Consider the following 14,118-nt stretch of genomic DNA (forward strand, 5'->3'; position numbering starts at 1 on the left):
CTTTTGATGACCAGGTATCGGCCGCAAATCGCCAGGATAGACAAGGCCACCGCGCCGGTGGCCTTTTCTGTTTATTTCTTGAGGTCAGCGGCAAAGAACTTGGCAGCCTCGGCCTTCGCCTCCTGATCAACCTTGGCATCGTATCTGAGCGGCAGATTGAACTTCTTGCCGAGCTCGGTGGCTTCGGGGTTGGTGAACGCGTGCACGGCGCCGGGATATTCGATGATCCGGTAATCGGCCTTCGCCGCATCGAAATCCTTCTTGAGCGCATCATATTGCTCGCGCTTCACGAAGGGGTCATCCGCGCCGTTGAGAATGAGGATTTTTGCCTTGACCGTTCCCGGCGCCGGCGCGGGCGTATTGAGACCGAGGGATGCGTGAAAGCCGGCGACGGCGGCGAGATCGGCGCCGGCGCGCGCCATGTTCAGCACCACAGCGCCGCCAAAGCAGTAGCCGACGGCGCCGATCTGCTGCGGATTGACCGAGGCCTGCTTGGCGAGTTGCTCCCGTGCGGCGTTGAAGCGCTGCTCCATCACCTTCGGGTTCTTCATCACCGACCCCGACAGCGCGCCGGCGTCCTTGGGGTTATCGGCGGTCTTGGCGTCGCCGTACATGTCGGCGATGAAGGCCGTGTAGCCCTGCTCCGCGAATTTCCGCGCCTCGTTGTGGATATGCTTGGTGATGCCCCACCATTCATGCACCATCACGATGCCGGGCCGTTTGGCCTGGGTGGCGTCGTCGTAGACGACGAAGCCCTTCATCGTGGTCTCGCCGTCCGTATAGGTGACCGGCTCTTCCCTCACCGCTGCGTTTGCGCTCGCAACCATTGCGACAGCGCAAAGTGCTCCCACGATATTCGTTCGCATGCTGACCTCCTGCGGGTTTGGCACATCACCACATTGGCATGCCAGCGGGTCGCGCGCTAGGCCGACCGGCCGGCGCACCGGCCGAATTCCTCTCGAGGAGCGGGATTGGTCCAACGCCGATGCGAGGTCGTGCGCACGCTCCCTGCTTCGCAGGTGCTCAATGTCCCTAATCAGGGGGACAGACTCTTGATTCGGAATCAATATGATGAGGGGCTGCCGGTGGTCCTGCTATGTCGGCCGCACATCATAAAAAAGAATTTTCCGGGAGGATTTGCAATGAAGCTGGCTGTTGCCGCGCTTTGGATTGTCGCGGGCGCGGTTCTGATGGCTCCGGATGCCAATGCGGACATCAAGGTCGGGGTCGTGGTCTCCGCGTCCGGGCCGGGCTCGGCACTCGGCCAGCCGCAGATGCGGACGATCGCGGCGCTGCCGAAGGAGATCGGCGGCGAGAAGGTCGTCTACATCGCGCTCGACGACGAATCCGATCCCACCAAGGGGACGCAGAACGCCCGGCGCCTCGTCATCCAGGACGGCGTCGACATCCTGATCGGCTCCTCGCTGACGCCGGTGACCATGCCGATGCTCGACGTCGCGCAGGAATCGAAGACGCCGATCATCTCGCTCGCCGCGGCAACCGCGATCGTGCAGCCGATCGACGACCGCCGCAGATGGGCGTTCAAGGTGGTGCCGAACGACGACCTGATGGCGGGTGCGATCCTCAAGCACATCGCGAAATCCGGGATCAAGACGCTCGGCTATATCGGCGTGTCGGATGGCTACGGCGAAGGCTATTACAAGGAGATCAGCCGGCTCGCACCGACCTTGGGGCTCTCAGTCACGACTCATGAGGTCTATGCGCGCGCCGACACCAGCGCCACCGGCCAGGCGCTGAAGGTGATCGCCACCAACCCGGAGGCGGTGTTCATCGCCTCTGCCGGCACGCCCGCCGTGCTGCCGCAGGAAGCACTGCGCGAGCGCGGCTATGCCGGCAAGATCTTCCAGACCCACGGCGTCGCCTCGGAGGAATTCATCAAGCTCGGCGGCGCCAATGTCGAGGGCGCGGTGTTCACCGGCGAGGCGTTCACCATTGCCGACGATCTACCGGCGAATGATCCGTTCCGGCAGGTGCGCGACGAGTTCGTCTCATCCTACGAGAAGGTGAACGGACAGAAGCCCAACATCTTCGGCGCGCATCTGTGGGACGCCATCGCCTTGTTCAAGCGTGCGGTACCACACGCGCTCAAGGTCGCAAAGCCGGGCACGCCGGAATTCCGCGCAGCGCTGCGCGACGAGCTGGAGCGCGGCAAGGATGTCTATCTCAACAACGGCCTCTCGACCATGAGCGCGACCGACCACAACGGCTATGACGAGCGGTCGGCATTCCTGATCAAGGTGGAGAGCGGCAAATTCCGGCTGATGAAGTAGGCGTGACGAGCCGGTGTCGCGATTGGCGCGCATCCCATTTCGGTTGCCGGCGCGGCGCCGTCATGTGACGGAGCCGACGTCGCCAGCCCGCCTAAAACGCGATGAGATTGAATTGTATCGACTCGCCGCGGCTCCGGTCCACCTCTCCCCGCCGGGGAGAGGTCGGATTGCGAAGCAATCCGGGTGAGGGCTTTGCGCTCTCGATAGACCTTAACCCCTCACCCGATTTGCTGCGCAAATCGACCTCTCCCAAGGGAGAGGTGACCTCCGACGCTGTTTCAGCTCAACCCGATCTCATCACTCTTCAATCACCGCCCCATCGCCATCGCGGCGGTTCGCCCTTCCACCAGCACACGCCGACCAGCAGGCCGCTCAACACCAGAACATAGGCAATGAAGCCCAGCGGCGAGTGCCGGGGTATCAGCATGGCGCCGACAGCAATGAGAATGAGAAAGACGGCGAAGATCACCCAGCCTTGCCAGGTGATCGGGAACCCCCAACCCCAACCGTAGCGCTTGGCGGGAAACCAATATCTGGCATCACGCGGCATGGGATCCTCCAATCGCTGCGGATCGAAAACAGCCGGCAGGCAAAAGACAACCCATCCTGTTGAACTTTTCAACGGGTCCGCTGCTGCCCCCTCCGCCGCCGCGGACGCCCTGATGCGGCCGCCTTGGCCGACTATCCGATGCGGCCAAATGCGCATCGAGACCACTTGCGCAAACCGCGGAATGGGAATGTAATTCGGTAAAACATCGCCGCGCCGGCCACGCCCCGGCCGAGCGACCATTAACAAGGGACCAGTGAGGAGCCGCCCATGCACGGGACCATCGATCTCGGCAAAGACGTGAACCTGGATGCCGCGCGCGAGCGCGCTCATGCGCTTTCCCTGTCGGACTACGATCCCGGTGATCCCGAACTGTTCAAGACCGATTCCTTCTGGCCGTATTTCGACCGGCTGCGCAAGGAAGACCCGGTGCATTACTGCAAAGGCTCGATGTTCGGGCCGTATTGGTCGATCACCAAGTACAACGACATCATGGACATCGAGACCAACCATTCGGTGTTCTCCTCGGCCGCTGCCCTCGGCGGCATTACCATCCGCGACGTTCCGCCTGATCTGCGCCGCGAGAGCTTCATCGCGATGGACCAGCCGCGCCACTCCGCGCAGCGCAAGACCGTAGCGCCGATGTTCACGCCGACGCATCTGGACGAACTCGCCATCAATATCCGCAAGCGCTCGACCGAGTGCCTCGACAATCTGCCGCGCGGCGAGGTGTTCGACTGGGTCGACAAGGTCTCGATCGAATTGACCACGCAAATGCTCGCGGTGCTGTTCGATTTCCCCTGGGAGGACCGCCGCAAGCTGACGCGCTGGTCGGACGTTGCGACCACTTTGCCCGGCGCCGGCGGCCTCGTCGCCACCGAAGACGAGCGGCAGGCCGAATTGATGGAATGCGCGAGCTATTTCGCAAGGCTATGGAAGGAGCGCAGCAGCCAACCGCCGAAGAGCGACCTGCTCTCGATGATGGCGCATAGCGACGCCACGCGAAACATGGACCCGAAGAACTTCCTCGGCAACCTGATCCTGTTGATCGTCGGCGGCAACGACACGACGCGCAACACGCTGTCCGGCAGCATCTATGCGCTGAACAAGCATCCCGATCAGTATCGCAAGCTGAAGGAGAATCCGGCGCTGATCGACAGCTTTGTCCCGGAGGTGATCCGCTGGCAGACGCCGCTCGCCCACATGCGGCGCACCGCGCTCGCCGATTACGAATTCCGCGGCCGGCAGATCAAGAAGGGCGACAAGGTCGTGATGTGGTACGTCTCGGGCAACCGCGACGAGGAGGCGATCGAGCGGCCCTACGAATTCGACATCGAGCGTGCGCGGCCGCGCACCCACATCTCGTTCGGCTTCGGCATCCATCGCTGCGTCGGCCTGCGGCTTGCCGAGCTGCAGCTCAAGATCATCTGGGAGGAGATCCTCAAGCGCTTCGACACGATCGAGGTGGTGGAGGAGCCGCAGCGGGTGTATTCCAGCTTCATCAAGGGCTACGAGACCCTGCCGGTGCGCATTGCGACCTGACGTGTGAGGAAAAGCAGCGAGTTGAATTTGAACTGTGACCACGACGGAGCTGCCCCCCTCTCCCGCTTGCGGGGGAGGGCTGGGGTGGGGGTGCCACCACGGAGGGACCCTTCGCGTGGAGAAAGCCCCCACCCGCCGCGCTCTTCGAGCGCAGCGACCTCCCCCGCAAGCGGGAGAGGTAAGAGCCGTCCCCGGAGCCAGTTGTGATGAACGTTCAGACCCCCATCCACGCCGACAAGGCCGAGCTGCTGCGGCAGGCGCGCGAGGAAGCCTATGCGACGCCGCTGAAGGATTTTCATCCCGGCGCCCCGCGGCTGTTCCAGAACGACACGCTGTGGCCGTGGTTCGAGCGGCTGCGCAAGGAAGAGCCGGTGCATTACTGCACCAACGCGCCGATCGAGCCGTACTGGTCGGTGGTGAAATACAACGACATCATGCATGTCGACACCAGCCACGGCATCTTCTCCTCGGACTCCACGCTCGGCGGCATCTCGATCCGCGACGTACCGCCCGGCTACGACTGGCCGAGCTTCATCGCAATGGACCAGCCGAAGCATGCGCATCAGCGCAAGACCGTGTCGCCGATGTTCACGCCGACGCATCTCGACGAGCTGGCGAAGCTGATCCGCCGGCGCTCGGCGACCGTGCTCGACAATCTTCCGCGCAACGAGACCTTCAACTTCGTCGACCGCGTCTCGATCGAATTGACCACGCAGATGCTGGCAACGCTGTTCGACTTCCCCTGGGAGGAGCGGCGCAAGCTGACGCGCTGGTCCGATGTGTCGACCGCCCTGCCGAAGAGCGGCATCGTGGAATCGCCGGAGCAGCGGCGGCGCGAGATGGACGAGTGCTACGCCTATTTTTCCAGGCTGTGGAACGAGCGCGTCAATGCACCGCCGAAGAACGACCTGTTGTCGATGATGGCGCATAGCGACGCCACCCGACACATGGATCCGGACAATCTGATGGGCAACATCATCCTGCTCATCGTCGGCGGCAACGACACCACCCGCAACACCATGAGCGGTTCCGTGCTGGCGCTGCACGAGCATCCGGACCAATTCCGCAAGCTGAGGGAGAACCCGGCGCTGATCGACACGATGGTGCCGGAAGTGATCCGCTGGCAGACGCCGCTGGCCCATATGCGGCGCACCGCGCTTGTCGATACCGAGATCGGCGGCAAGCGGATCAGGAAGGGCGATCGCGTCGTAATGTGGTACGTCTCGGGCAATCGCGATGACGAGGTGATCGACCGGCCCGACGAGTTCATCATCGATCGCGCCCGGCCGCGCATCCACCTGTCGTTCGGCTTCGGCATCCACCGCTGCGTGGGCATGCGGCTTGCCGAGCTGCAGCTCCGGATCGTCTGGGAGGAGATGCTGAAGCGCTTCGACCGCATCGAGGTGGTCGGCGAGCCGAAGCGGGTCTATTCCAGCTTCGTGCGCGGCATCGAGAACCTGCCGGTGCGGATTCCGGGCTAATTACCGCAAGCGGTCATTGTGAGCCAACGGGTCGCGCGGACGCGCACCTGGAGAGAGGGTCAGCGAACCCATGACGGGGTTATAAAATTCCGGCATAGCTGCGCGAGCCAGATGCGAAGAGAATAGAGCCTCCGCCTGCCCTAAGCCTCGGTGTGACGACGCGCCACTGCGCGCACCCTTAGCCGAGGCCATGATGGACCAGATTGCCGTTCACCAGGACAATGCGACGGGCCGGGACTGGCCGGTCGCGATCCACCGCACGCTGAAGGATTTTGGCGTCGCGCAGGTGTCTTATGTCCCCGACGCCGGGCATTCCAGGCTGATCAAGCTGTCGCACGCGGATGCCGACATCAAGACCACGGTGCTGACGACCGAGGAGGAGGGTGTGGCGCTGGCCGCCGGTGCCTGGCTCGGCGGCGAGCGTGCGGTGCTCTTGATGCAATCGAGCGGCGTCGGCAACTGCATCAACATGCTGTCGCTGATGGCGAGCTGCCGCTTTCCCTTGCTGACGCTGGTGACGATGCGCGGCGAATGGGCCGAGTTCAATCCCTGGCAGATCCCGATGGGCAAGGCGACGCAGCCGACGCTCGAGGCCATGGGGGTCACCGTGCTGCGGCTGGATAACCCCGATGACGCCGAGGAGGTGATCTCGGCCGCCGCCTCGCTCGCGTTTGACGGCGACCAGCAGGTCGCGGTGCTGATCTCACAGCGCATGATCGGCCGCAAGAAGTGGACGAAGGAGACGCATTGATGTCAGCGCCAACAGGCACCCTGGAGCGCCGCGCCGCCGTGAAGGCTCTGCTCGCCGACCGCGGCGACCTGCTCGTGATCTCCGGGCTGGGCTCCTCGACCTATGACGTGTTCGACGCCGGCGAGCATCCCGGCAACTTCTATCTGTGGGGCGCGATGGGCGGCGCCGCGATGATCGGCCTCGGCCTCGCTCTGGCGCAGCCGAAGCGGCCGGTGCTGGTCGTTACCGGTGACGGCGAGCAACTCATGGGGATCGGCAGCCTGCTCACGATTGCGACCAAGCAGCCCGGCAACCTCTCGGTCGCCGTGCTCGACAACGGCCAGTACGGCGAGACCGGGATGCAGCTCAGCCATTCCGGCCTTGGTGCGAAGCTCGACGTGATCGCGCGCGGCGCGGGGATCGCCGATGTCACCGACATCGCTGACATGGCCGGCATCGATAGCTTCCGCGCAAAGCTGCACGACCTCTCGGGCCGCCCGCGGCTGGCGCGGATCAGAATCGCGGCCGGCGAACTCGAACGCGCGCTGCCGCCGCGCGACGGCAGCTATCTCAAGAACCGCTTCCGCGGCCATCTCGGCTTCGCGGTGAATTGAGAGCAGGTGATGTGCGCAGCCTCGTCATTGCGAGGAGCTCGCGACAAAATTGCAAGGCAATTTTGCGCTGAAGCGACGAAGCAATCCATGCCTCCGCGCTCGGCGCGCGATGGATTGCTTCGCTTCGCTTGCAATGACAAGAATAGCGCTACGCAGCGCGCCCGCGAGTCCATGGGGTCATGTGTCTTAAGCGACAGACGCGCTCAGGTGAGCTGGATATCCCAGAGCCCTTCGGCACGGCACGCGGCAACCTCGTCGCGCAACAGCTTTGCGATCAGCGTGATCGCGTTCGAGCCGGGATGCTCGACCGGCGAGGCCAGCGTCAGTTCGCGCCGCGGCGCGGGCCGCGCGATCGGCGCGGTCTCGAGCCGTCCGTCGGCGACCTCGCCGCGCACCGAGGACGGTGGCAGCAGCGTGTATCCGAGCCCCTCCTCGACCAGGCTGGTCAGCACGCGAAACGAATCCGCCTCGAGCCTGACGTCGAGATCGACCTTCTTCTTCGCCGCCGCATGCTCGATCAGCGCGCGGAGCCCGTGTGAATGACTTGGCAACACCAGGCGTTGGCGCATCAGCCAGCCGAGCTCGACCTGCTTCTTCTGCTTCAGCCCGCTGCCGGGCGGGCCAACCGCGACGATGCTATCGCGGCCGAGGCTTTGCACCGCCAGGTGCAGATCGACCGACGGGCCGTAGATCACCGCAAGGTCCATCTCGCCACGGTGCAGCCACTCGATCAGATGGCCGCTGTAGCTCTCGACGATGCAGAGCGAGATGCCGGGATAGCGTTCCACCGTGCGCCGCGCCAGCCGCGCCGAGATCACGCAGCTCACCGTCGGCACCAGCCCGAGGACGACGCGCCCGGACGGCGCGCGACCGGCGGATTGGATGTCGTCGCGGATCTGATCGATCTGCCTTACGATACCGCCGGTGCGCGCCAGCAGCAGCTTGCCGGCATCGGTCAGCACCATGCCGCGGCCGTTGCGCGTGAACAATTCGGTGCGCAGCTCGTGCTCGAGCAACTTGATCTGGCGGCTCAGCGCCGGCTGCGCAACGCGCAAGGTATCGGATGCTTTGCTCAGGCTTCCGAGTTCCGCGACGCACGCAAAGGTCCTAAGCTGGCGGAAATCCATACTTGCCAATCCTGGAAGGCAGGTTCATACGCTATAACAAAACAGCATAGGGAGTTTACCGGGGCCCCACAACAGCGGGCGTTTTCTTCACGCGAACCGGCACCCAGTTCGCTCGAACACGCTCTGACGCAACCTCTCGGCAAGACAACATCATGACCGCACACGACCAACAGCTCGACGACCATTCCGACATCCGCGACGCGGTGGCAAAGCTCTGCGCGCAGTTCCCCGGCGAATACTGGCGCAAGCTCGATCGCCAGATGGCCTATCCGAAGGAGTTCGTCGACGCGCTGACGCAGGCTGGCTACCTCTCGGTGCTGATCCCCGAGGAGTATGGCGGCGCGGGCCTGAAATTGTCGGCGGCCGCGGCGATCCTGGAAGAGATCCAGCGCGCGGGCTGCAACGGCGGCGGCTGTCATGCCCAGATGTACACGATGGGCACCGTGCTGCGGCACGGCAATGAGGCGCAGAAGGCAAAGTACCTGCCGAAGGTCGCGACCGGCGAATTGCGATTGCAGGCGTTCGGCGTCACCGAGCCGACCAGCGGCACCGACACCTCGTCGCTGAAGACCTTTGCGCGCCGCGAGGCCGACCACTACGTCGTCAACGGCCAGAAGATCTGGACCAGCCGCGCCGAATATTCCGACCTGATGATCCTGCTCGCGCGCACGACGCCAAAGGAGCAATCCAGGAAACGCACCGACGGGCTTTCGGTGTTCATCGTCGACATGCGCGAGGTGAAGGGCAAAGGGCTGGAGATTCGCCCGATCCGCACCATGATGAACCACGCCACGACAGAGGTGTTCTTCACCGACATGAAGGTGCCGGCGGAGAACGTGATCGGCGAGGAAGGCAAGGGCTTCCGCTACATCCTCTCCGGCATGAATGCCGAGCGCATCCTGATCGCGGCCGAATGCATCGGTGACGCCAAGTGGTTCATCAAGAAGGCCACCGACTACGCCAAGGAGCGCAGCGTGTTCGGCCGGCCGATCGGCCAGAATCAAGGCATCCAGTTCCCGATCGCCAAGGCCTACGCATCGATGCGCGCAGCCGAATTGATGGTGAAGGAAGCCACCCGCAAATATGAAGCCGGGCTTGATTGCGGCGCCGAGGCCAACATGGCCAAAATGCTGGCGGCGGACGCCTCCTGGGAAGCGGCCAATGCTTGCGTGCAAACCCATGGCGGCTTCGGCTTCGCGGAGGAATACGACGTCGAGCGCAAGTTCCGCGAGACGCGGCTCTACCAAGTGGCGCCGATCTCGACCAACCTGATCCTGTCCTATGTCGCCGAGCACGTGCTTGGCATGCCCCGCTCCTATTGAGTTCGCATCATGTTGCCGTTGGAAGGATTGACCGTCATCGCCGTCGAGCAGGCGGTTGCTGCGCCGTTCTGCTCGTCGCGCCTCGCCGATGCCGGCGCCCACGTCATCAAAGTGGAGCGGCCCGAGGGCGATTTCGCCCGCGGTTACGATGCCGCGGCGAAGGGCCAGAGCAGCTATTTCGTCTGGCTCAACCGCGGCAAGGATTCGGTGGTGATCGATCTCGCCACCAAGGAAGGCCGCGCCACGCTGGAAGAACTGATATCGAGCGCCGACGTGTTGCTGCAAAACCTCAAGCCGGGCTCGATGGACAAGCTCGGCTTCTCGCGCGAGCGGCTGCGCAAGGACTATCCGAAGCTGATCATGTGCACGATCACAGGCTATGGCGACACCGGCCCCTATGCCGACCGCAAGGCCTATGATCTCCTGATCCAGGCCGAGAGCGGCCTGGCCTCGATCACCGGCGGACCGGAAGGCGCCTCGCGCGTTGGCATGTCGATCGTCGACGTCGCGACCGGCGCTACCGCGCATGCCTCGATCCTGGAAGCACTGATCGGGCGCAGCCGCACCGGACAGGGAGCCGACATCCGGATCTCGATGTTCGACGTGATGGCGGACTGGCTCACCGTGCCGCTGCTCAATGCCGAGGACGGCAAGCCGCCGAAGCGGATCGGCCTCGCGCATCCCTCGATCGCCCCCTATGGCGTGTTCCGCTCGAAGGACGGCAAAGAGATTTTGATCTCGATCCAGAGCGAGCGCGAGTGGAAGAAGCTGTGTGCCGAGGTGCTCGACCAACCTGGCCTGCCCGATGATCCGCGCTTTGCCAACATGGTCGAGCGCGTGCGCAACCGCGCGGCTACCGACCAGATCGTCGCCGACGCCTTCGGCAGGCTGACGCGCGAGGAGCTGCTGGCGAAGCTCGCGGCGGCCGACATCGCCTTCGCCGAAGTCAACAGCATGAGCGACCTTGCGAAGCATCCGCATCTCCGCCGCATCGAGGTCGACACGCCGAACGGCCGCGTCAGCTATCCGGCGCCGGCCGCGATCGTTGTCGGCGAGGACAGGCACTACGGCAAGGTGCCTGCGATCGGAGAACACACCAAACGTTAGGATGTGATGAGATCAGGTCCAATTGCAGCCGCGAACGAACCGCGCTCCCTCTCCCGCTTACGGGGAGGGCTGGGGTGGGGGTATCGCCACGAGTCGGACCGATTGAGTGGAGAGAACCCCCACCCGCATCGCATCTATCGATGCGATGCGACCTCCCCCGCAAGCGGGAGAGGTGCAGCGAGTCTGCCGACAGACCGCGCCAACCTAACTTCACCTCACCCTCAAAACCACCTGCCCGGGCAAGACAATCATGAACGACACACTCGACCTCGATCATCTCCGCCAGTGGATCGGCCGCAGCACGGAAGCAACCGACGTCGTCACCGCCCATCTGGTGATGGGCCTGCGCGCGACCCTGTTCCAGGAGATCGGCGAGCCGAAGCCAGGCGACGCCGCACCGTGGACCACGCATTGGTGCTTGGGCCAGCCAGTGTTCCCGATGTCGCAGCTCGGACCAGATGGTCACCCGACCCGCGGCGGCTTCCTGCCGCCGGTGCCGCTGCCGCGCCGGATGTGGGCCGGCGGCGAACTGGAATTCTTCGACAGCTTACGCGTTGGCGACGAGCCGAAGCGGACCTCGCGCATCGCCGATGTCACGGTGAAATCGGGCTCGACCGGCACGCTGTGCTTCGTCTCGGTCAATCATGAGGTGACCACGTCGCGTGGGCTGGCGATCCGCGAGCGGCAGGACATCGTCTATCGCGAGATGACAAGCGCGCCGTCGGCTGCGCCCGCCAAGGCGCCGCCGCCTCCCCCGGTCGCTCAGCATCGCGAGAGCCACGTCTCCGATCCGGTGCTGCTGTTCCGCTACTCGGCGCTGACCTTCAACGGCCACCGCATCCATTACGATCGCGACTACGTCACCAAGGTCGAGGGCTATCCCGGCCTGATCTTCCACGGCCCGCTGCAAGCCTCCTTCATCGTCGAGTTCGCCGCCAAGCTGCACGGTGGCAAGGCGCCGAGGAAGCTCGTCTATCGCGGTGTGCAGCCGTTGTTCGAGGGCAGCGAGTTCTCGATCAATGCCAGCGAGAAGGACGGCAGCCTGGAGCTGTGGGTCGCGAATGCGGAAGGACAGCCGACCATGAAGGGCACGGCGACCTGGTAGGGCGACGGCCGGACACTTATCAGGACAGCGACGCGTAAGAGGCGCCTTTCACCGGCGCCTCGCATCCCTTATTGTGATCGGATTCAGCCCATGGATCGCAGGATCATGAGTCGTTTCTGGAGTTCGGTCGTCAAGGATCTGTCGCCCTACGTGCCGGGCGAGCAGCCGAAGATCGATGGCCTCGTCAAGCTCAACACCAACGAGAATCCCTACGCGCCCTCACCGCACACGCTGGCTGCGATCTCCGCGACGATGGATCGGCTGCGGCTCTACCCCGATCCGAGCGCGACCGCCCTGCGCGAAACGATCGCCGCCCGCTACGGCGTCGCGCCCGACGAGGTGTTCGTCGGCAACGGCTCGGATGAGATTCTGGCCCACACCTTCCAGGCGCTGCTGAAGCATGATGCACCGCTGCTGTTCCCCGACATCACCTATAGTTTCTACCCGGTCTATTGCCGCCTCTACGGCATCCAGTACGAAACGGTGCCGCTCGATGCCGCGATGCGGGTGCAGCTTGCCGACTACCAGCGGCCGGGCAGCGCCATCCTGCTGTGCAACCCGAACGCCCCGACCGGCATCGCGCTGCCGCGCACTTCAATCGAGACACTCGTCACCGAACACCCGGACCGGCTCGTGGTCGTCGACGAGGCCTATGTCGACTTCGGCGCCGAGAGCGCCGTGCCGCTGGTCGCCCGCCACGACAACCTTCTTGTGATCCAGACGCTCTCCAAGTCGCGCGCGCTGGCGGGCTTGCGTGTCGGCTTCGCCATTGGCCAACGCCCGCTGATCGAGGCGCTGGAGCGGGTGAAGGACAGCTTCAACTCCTATCCGCTGGATTGCCTTGCGCTCGCCGGTGCGGCTGCCGCCATCAAAGACGACGCCTGGTTTCAGGAGACGCGCACGCGCATCATCGCGAGCCGCGAGACACTGGTCCGCGGCCTTTCCGAACTGCGCTTCGAGGTGCTGCCATCGCAGGCGAATTTCGTCTTCGCGCGCCATCCCGGCCACCGCGGAGCGGCCCTCGCGGCCCGGCTGCGGGAGCGGGCTGTTCTGGTGCGGCACTTCCAGAAGCCGCGGATCGAGGACTTCCTGCGCATCACGATCGGAACCGATGATCAATGCTGCCACCTGCTGGCGCTGCTGCGTGATATCATCTGATTTTCGCATTGGCCATCCGCAGCGACGTCGCTTGCGATCGATGGCTGCTCCACGCATAGTGCCGCCACCGAATAACAACTAAGAGCTGATAGGGAGGCAATCATGAGGACGCTCGCAGCCGCGCTGTGCGCGCTGGCGCTGCTCACATCAGGTGCACAGGCTCAGACATTGAAGGACTTCATGGCTACAGTCATGAAGAAGTGGACCGCGCCGTTCGAGCCGTTCCCGCTGATCGGCAACATCTATTATGTCGGCACTGACGGGATCGCGGTCTACATCATCAAGACCTCCCAGGGATTGATCCTGATGGACACGGCGATGCAGCAGTCGACCGGTATGATCAAGGACAACATCACCAAGCTCGGCTTCAAGGTCGGCGACATCAAATACATCCTCAACTCGCACGCTCATCTCGACCACACCGGCGGCTTTGCCGAGATCAAGAAGGAGACCGGCGCGCAATTGATCGCCGGTGAGCGCGACAAGCCGTTGCTCGAGGGCGGCTACTACCCCGGCGACGAGAACAACGCCGATCTTGCCTTCACGCCGGTGAAAGTCGATCGCGTCGTCAAGGAAGGCGACAAGGTAACGCTCGGCGACACCACGCTGACCGCGCATGCGACGCCCGGCCATTCGCCCGGCTGCACGAGCTGGGAGATGACGGTCAAGGACGGCAACCAGGAGCGCAGCGTGCTGTTCTTCTGCAGCGGAACGGTGGCGCTGAACCGGCTGGTCGGCCACCCGACCTATCCCGGCATCGTCGACGACTACCGCTCGACCTTCGCCAGGGTCAAGGCGATGAAAGTCGACGTGCTGCTTGGCCCGCATCCCGAGGTCTACGACATGCAGGCCAAGCGCGCGCAGATGAAGGACGGCGCGCCGAACCCGTTCGTCAAGCCCGGTGAGAATGCGACCTATGTGGCGGGGCTCGAACAAGACTTCGACAAGCAGCTCGCCAAGCAGACAGCCGCGTTGCAGAAGGCCAATTAGTCCCCATCTTCGGCCGTTGCCTTGGCAACTATGGGTCGCAGCGGCTTGACATCGCGAGGCAATCCATCGACAGGTCGATTGCCTTTCCGCTTTTGCCGCTCGCA

General features: G+C 64.0%; 13 protein-coding genes. 10 read left to right on the forward strand and 3 right to left on the reverse strand.

Going from position 1 to position 14,118, the window contains the following annotated elements; all coding sequences use genetic code 11:
• Nucleotides 1–71: 71 nt before the first annotated feature.
• Complete coding sequence (locus P6U30_RS30640; protein WP_407166497.1) at nt 72–866, reverse strand: dienelactone hydrolase family protein; 795 nt, start codon at nt 864–866, stop codon at nt 72–74.
• A gap of 276 nt (nt 867–1,142) precedes the next feature.
• Here P6U30_RS30640 and P6U30_RS30645 point away from each other — a divergent pair, with 276 nt between their 5' ends.
• A complete protein-coding gene (locus P6U30_RS30645) occupies nt 1,143–2,291 on the forward strand; it encodes an ABC transporter substrate-binding protein (RefSeq protein WP_407166498.1) in 1,149 nt (382 codons plus the stop codon).
• Between the two features lie 304 nt (nt 2,292–2,595).
• Here the strand turns inward: P6U30_RS30645 and P6U30_RS30650 are convergent, their stop codons facing one another.
• Nucleotides 2,596–2,841, reverse strand: coding sequence for a hypothetical protein (locus tag P6U30_RS30650; RefSeq protein WP_407166499.1), 246 nt, complete (start codon nt 2,839–2,841; stop codon nt 2,596–2,598).
• A gap of 267 nt (nt 2,842–3,108) precedes the next feature.
• On the opposite strand from P6U30_RS30650, the gene P6U30_RS30655 reads away from it, so the two are divergent.
• The 4 genes from P6U30_RS30655 to P6U30_RS30670 all read left to right on the forward strand — a co-directional run bounded on the left by P6U30_RS30655 (nt 3,109) and on the right by P6U30_RS30670 (nt 7,205).
• Nucleotides 3,109–4,380: a cytochrome P450 gene (locus P6U30_RS30655; protein WP_407166500.1), complete on the forward strand. Its 1,272-nt coding sequence runs from the start codon at nt 3,109–3,111 to the stop codon at nt 4,378–4,380.
• Nucleotides 4,381–4,586: 206 nt separating this feature from the next.
• Nucleotides 4,587–5,861 (forward strand): cytochrome P450, encoded by a 1,275-nt coding sequence (locus P6U30_RS30660; RefSeq protein ID WP_407166501.1) that lies wholly within the window; start codon nt 4,587–4,589, stop codon nt 5,859–5,861.
• Between the two features lie 190 nt (nt 5,862–6,051).
• Entirely contained in the window at nt 6,052–6,612 is a 561-nt protein-coding gene (locus P6U30_RS30665) for a thiamine pyrophosphate-binding protein (RefSeq protein WP_407166502.1), read from the forward strand.
• Entirely contained in the window at nt 6,612–7,205 is a 594-nt protein-coding gene (locus P6U30_RS30670) for a thiamine pyrophosphate-dependent enzyme (RefSeq protein ID WP_407166503.1), read from the forward strand. Before P6U30_RS30665 ends, P6U30_RS30670 begins: the two co-directional genes overlap by 1 nt.
• A gap of 203 nt (nt 7,206–7,408) precedes the next feature.
• Here the strand turns inward: P6U30_RS30670 and P6U30_RS30675 are convergent, their stop codons facing one another.
• On the reverse strand, nt 7,409–8,332 hold the full coding sequence (locus P6U30_RS30675; protein WP_407166504.1) for a LysR substrate-binding domain-containing protein: 924 nt from the start codon (nt 8,330–8,332) through the stop codon (nt 7,409–7,411).
• A gap of 152 nt (nt 8,333–8,484) precedes the next feature.
• Here P6U30_RS30675 and P6U30_RS30680 point away from each other — a divergent pair, with 152 nt between their 5' ends.
• From P6U30_RS30680 to blaBJP, 5 genes are all read left to right on the forward strand, one after another.
• Nucleotides 8,485–9,654 carry an acyl-CoA dehydrogenase family protein gene (locus tag P6U30_RS30680; RefSeq protein WP_407166505.1) on the forward strand — a complete coding sequence of 390 codons (1,170 nt, stop codon included), beginning with the start codon at nt 8,485–8,487 and terminating at the stop codon, nt 9,652–9,654.
• Nucleotides 9,655–9,663: 9 nt separating this feature from the next.
• Nucleotides 9,664–10,761 carry a CaiB/BaiF CoA transferase family protein gene (locus P6U30_RS30685; RefSeq protein ID WP_407166506.1) on the forward strand — a complete coding sequence of 366 codons (1,098 nt, stop codon included), beginning with the start codon at nt 9,664–9,666 and terminating at the stop codon, nt 10,759–10,761.
• Between the two features lie 250 nt (nt 10,762–11,011).
• A complete protein-coding gene (locus P6U30_RS30690) occupies nt 11,012–11,866 on the forward strand; it encodes a MaoC family dehydratase N-terminal domain-containing protein (protein ID WP_407166507.1) in 855 nt (284 codons plus the stop codon).
• Between the two features lie 105 nt (nt 11,867–11,971).
• The gene (gene hisC / locus P6U30_RS30695; protein WP_407166508.1) at nt 11,972–13,024 is read left to right on the forward strand and encodes a histidinol-phosphate transaminase; all 1,053 of its coding nucleotides are present in this window, start codon (nt 11,972–11,974) and stop codon (nt 13,022–13,024) included.
• 102 nt (nt 13,025–13,126) lie between these two features.
• The gene (blaBJP, locus tag P6U30_RS30700; RefSeq protein WP_407166509.1) at nt 13,127–14,014 is read left to right on the forward strand and encodes a BJP family subclass B3 metallo-beta-lactamase; all 888 of its coding nucleotides are present in this window, start codon (nt 13,127–13,129) and stop codon (nt 14,012–14,014) included.
• The last annotated feature ends 104 nt before the right edge of the window (nt 14,015–14,118 follow it).

Source organism: Bradyrhizobium sp. ORS 111, assembly GCF_045571485.1.
Classification (GTDB): Bacteria; Pseudomonadota; Alphaproteobacteria; order Rhizobiales; family Xanthobacteraceae; genus Bradyrhizobium.

What these genes read in the sequence shown, in the direction of transcription:
- P6U30_RS30640 (WP_407166497.1), bottom strand. Translation starts at nt 866, where the DNA reads ATGCGAACGAATATCGTGGGAGCACTTTGCGCTGTCGCAATGGTTGCG.
- P6U30_RS30645 (WP_407166498.1), top strand. Translation starts at nt 1,143, where the DNA reads ATGAAGCTGGCTGTTGCCGCGCTTTGGATTGTCGCGGGCGCGGTTCTG.
- P6U30_RS30650 (WP_407166499.1), bottom strand. Translation starts at nt 2,841, where the DNA reads ATGCCGCGTGATGCCAGATATTGGTTTCCCGCCAAGCGCTACGGTTGG.
- P6U30_RS30655 (WP_407166500.1), top strand. Translation starts at nt 3,109, where the DNA reads ATGCACGGGACCATCGATCTCGGCAAAGACGTGAACCTGGATGCCGCG.
- P6U30_RS30660 (WP_407166501.1), top strand. Translation starts at nt 4,587, where the DNA reads ATGAACGTTCAGACCCCCATCCACGCCGACAAGGCCGAGCTGCTGCGG.
- P6U30_RS30665 (WP_407166502.1), top strand. Translation starts at nt 6,052, where the DNA reads ATGATGGACCAGATTGCCGTTCACCAGGACAATGCGACGGGCCGGGAC.
- P6U30_RS30670 (WP_407166503.1), top strand. Translation starts at nt 6,612, where the DNA reads ATGTCAGCGCCAACAGGCACCCTGGAGCGCCGCGCCGCCGTGAAGGCT.
- P6U30_RS30675 (WP_407166504.1), bottom strand. Translation starts at nt 8,332, where the DNA reads ATGGATTTCCGCCAGCTTAGGACCTTTGCGTGCGTCGCGGAACTCGGA.
- P6U30_RS30680 (WP_407166505.1), top strand. Translation starts at nt 8,485, where the DNA reads ATGACCGCACACGACCAACAGCTCGACGACCATTCCGACATCCGCGAC.
- P6U30_RS30685 (WP_407166506.1), top strand. Translation starts at nt 9,664, where the DNA reads ATGTTGCCGTTGGAAGGATTGACCGTCATCGCCGTCGAGCAGGCGGTT.
- P6U30_RS30690 (WP_407166507.1), top strand. Translation starts at nt 11,012, where the DNA reads ATGAACGACACACTCGACCTCGATCATCTCCGCCAGTGGATCGGCCGC.
- hisC (WP_407166508.1), top strand. Translation starts at nt 11,972, where the DNA reads ATGAGTCGTTTCTGGAGTTCGGTCGTCAAGGATCTGTCGCCCTACGTG.
- blaBJP (WP_407166509.1), top strand. Translation starts at nt 13,127, where the DNA reads ATGAGGACGCTCGCAGCCGCGCTGTGCGCGCTGGCGCTGCTCACATCA.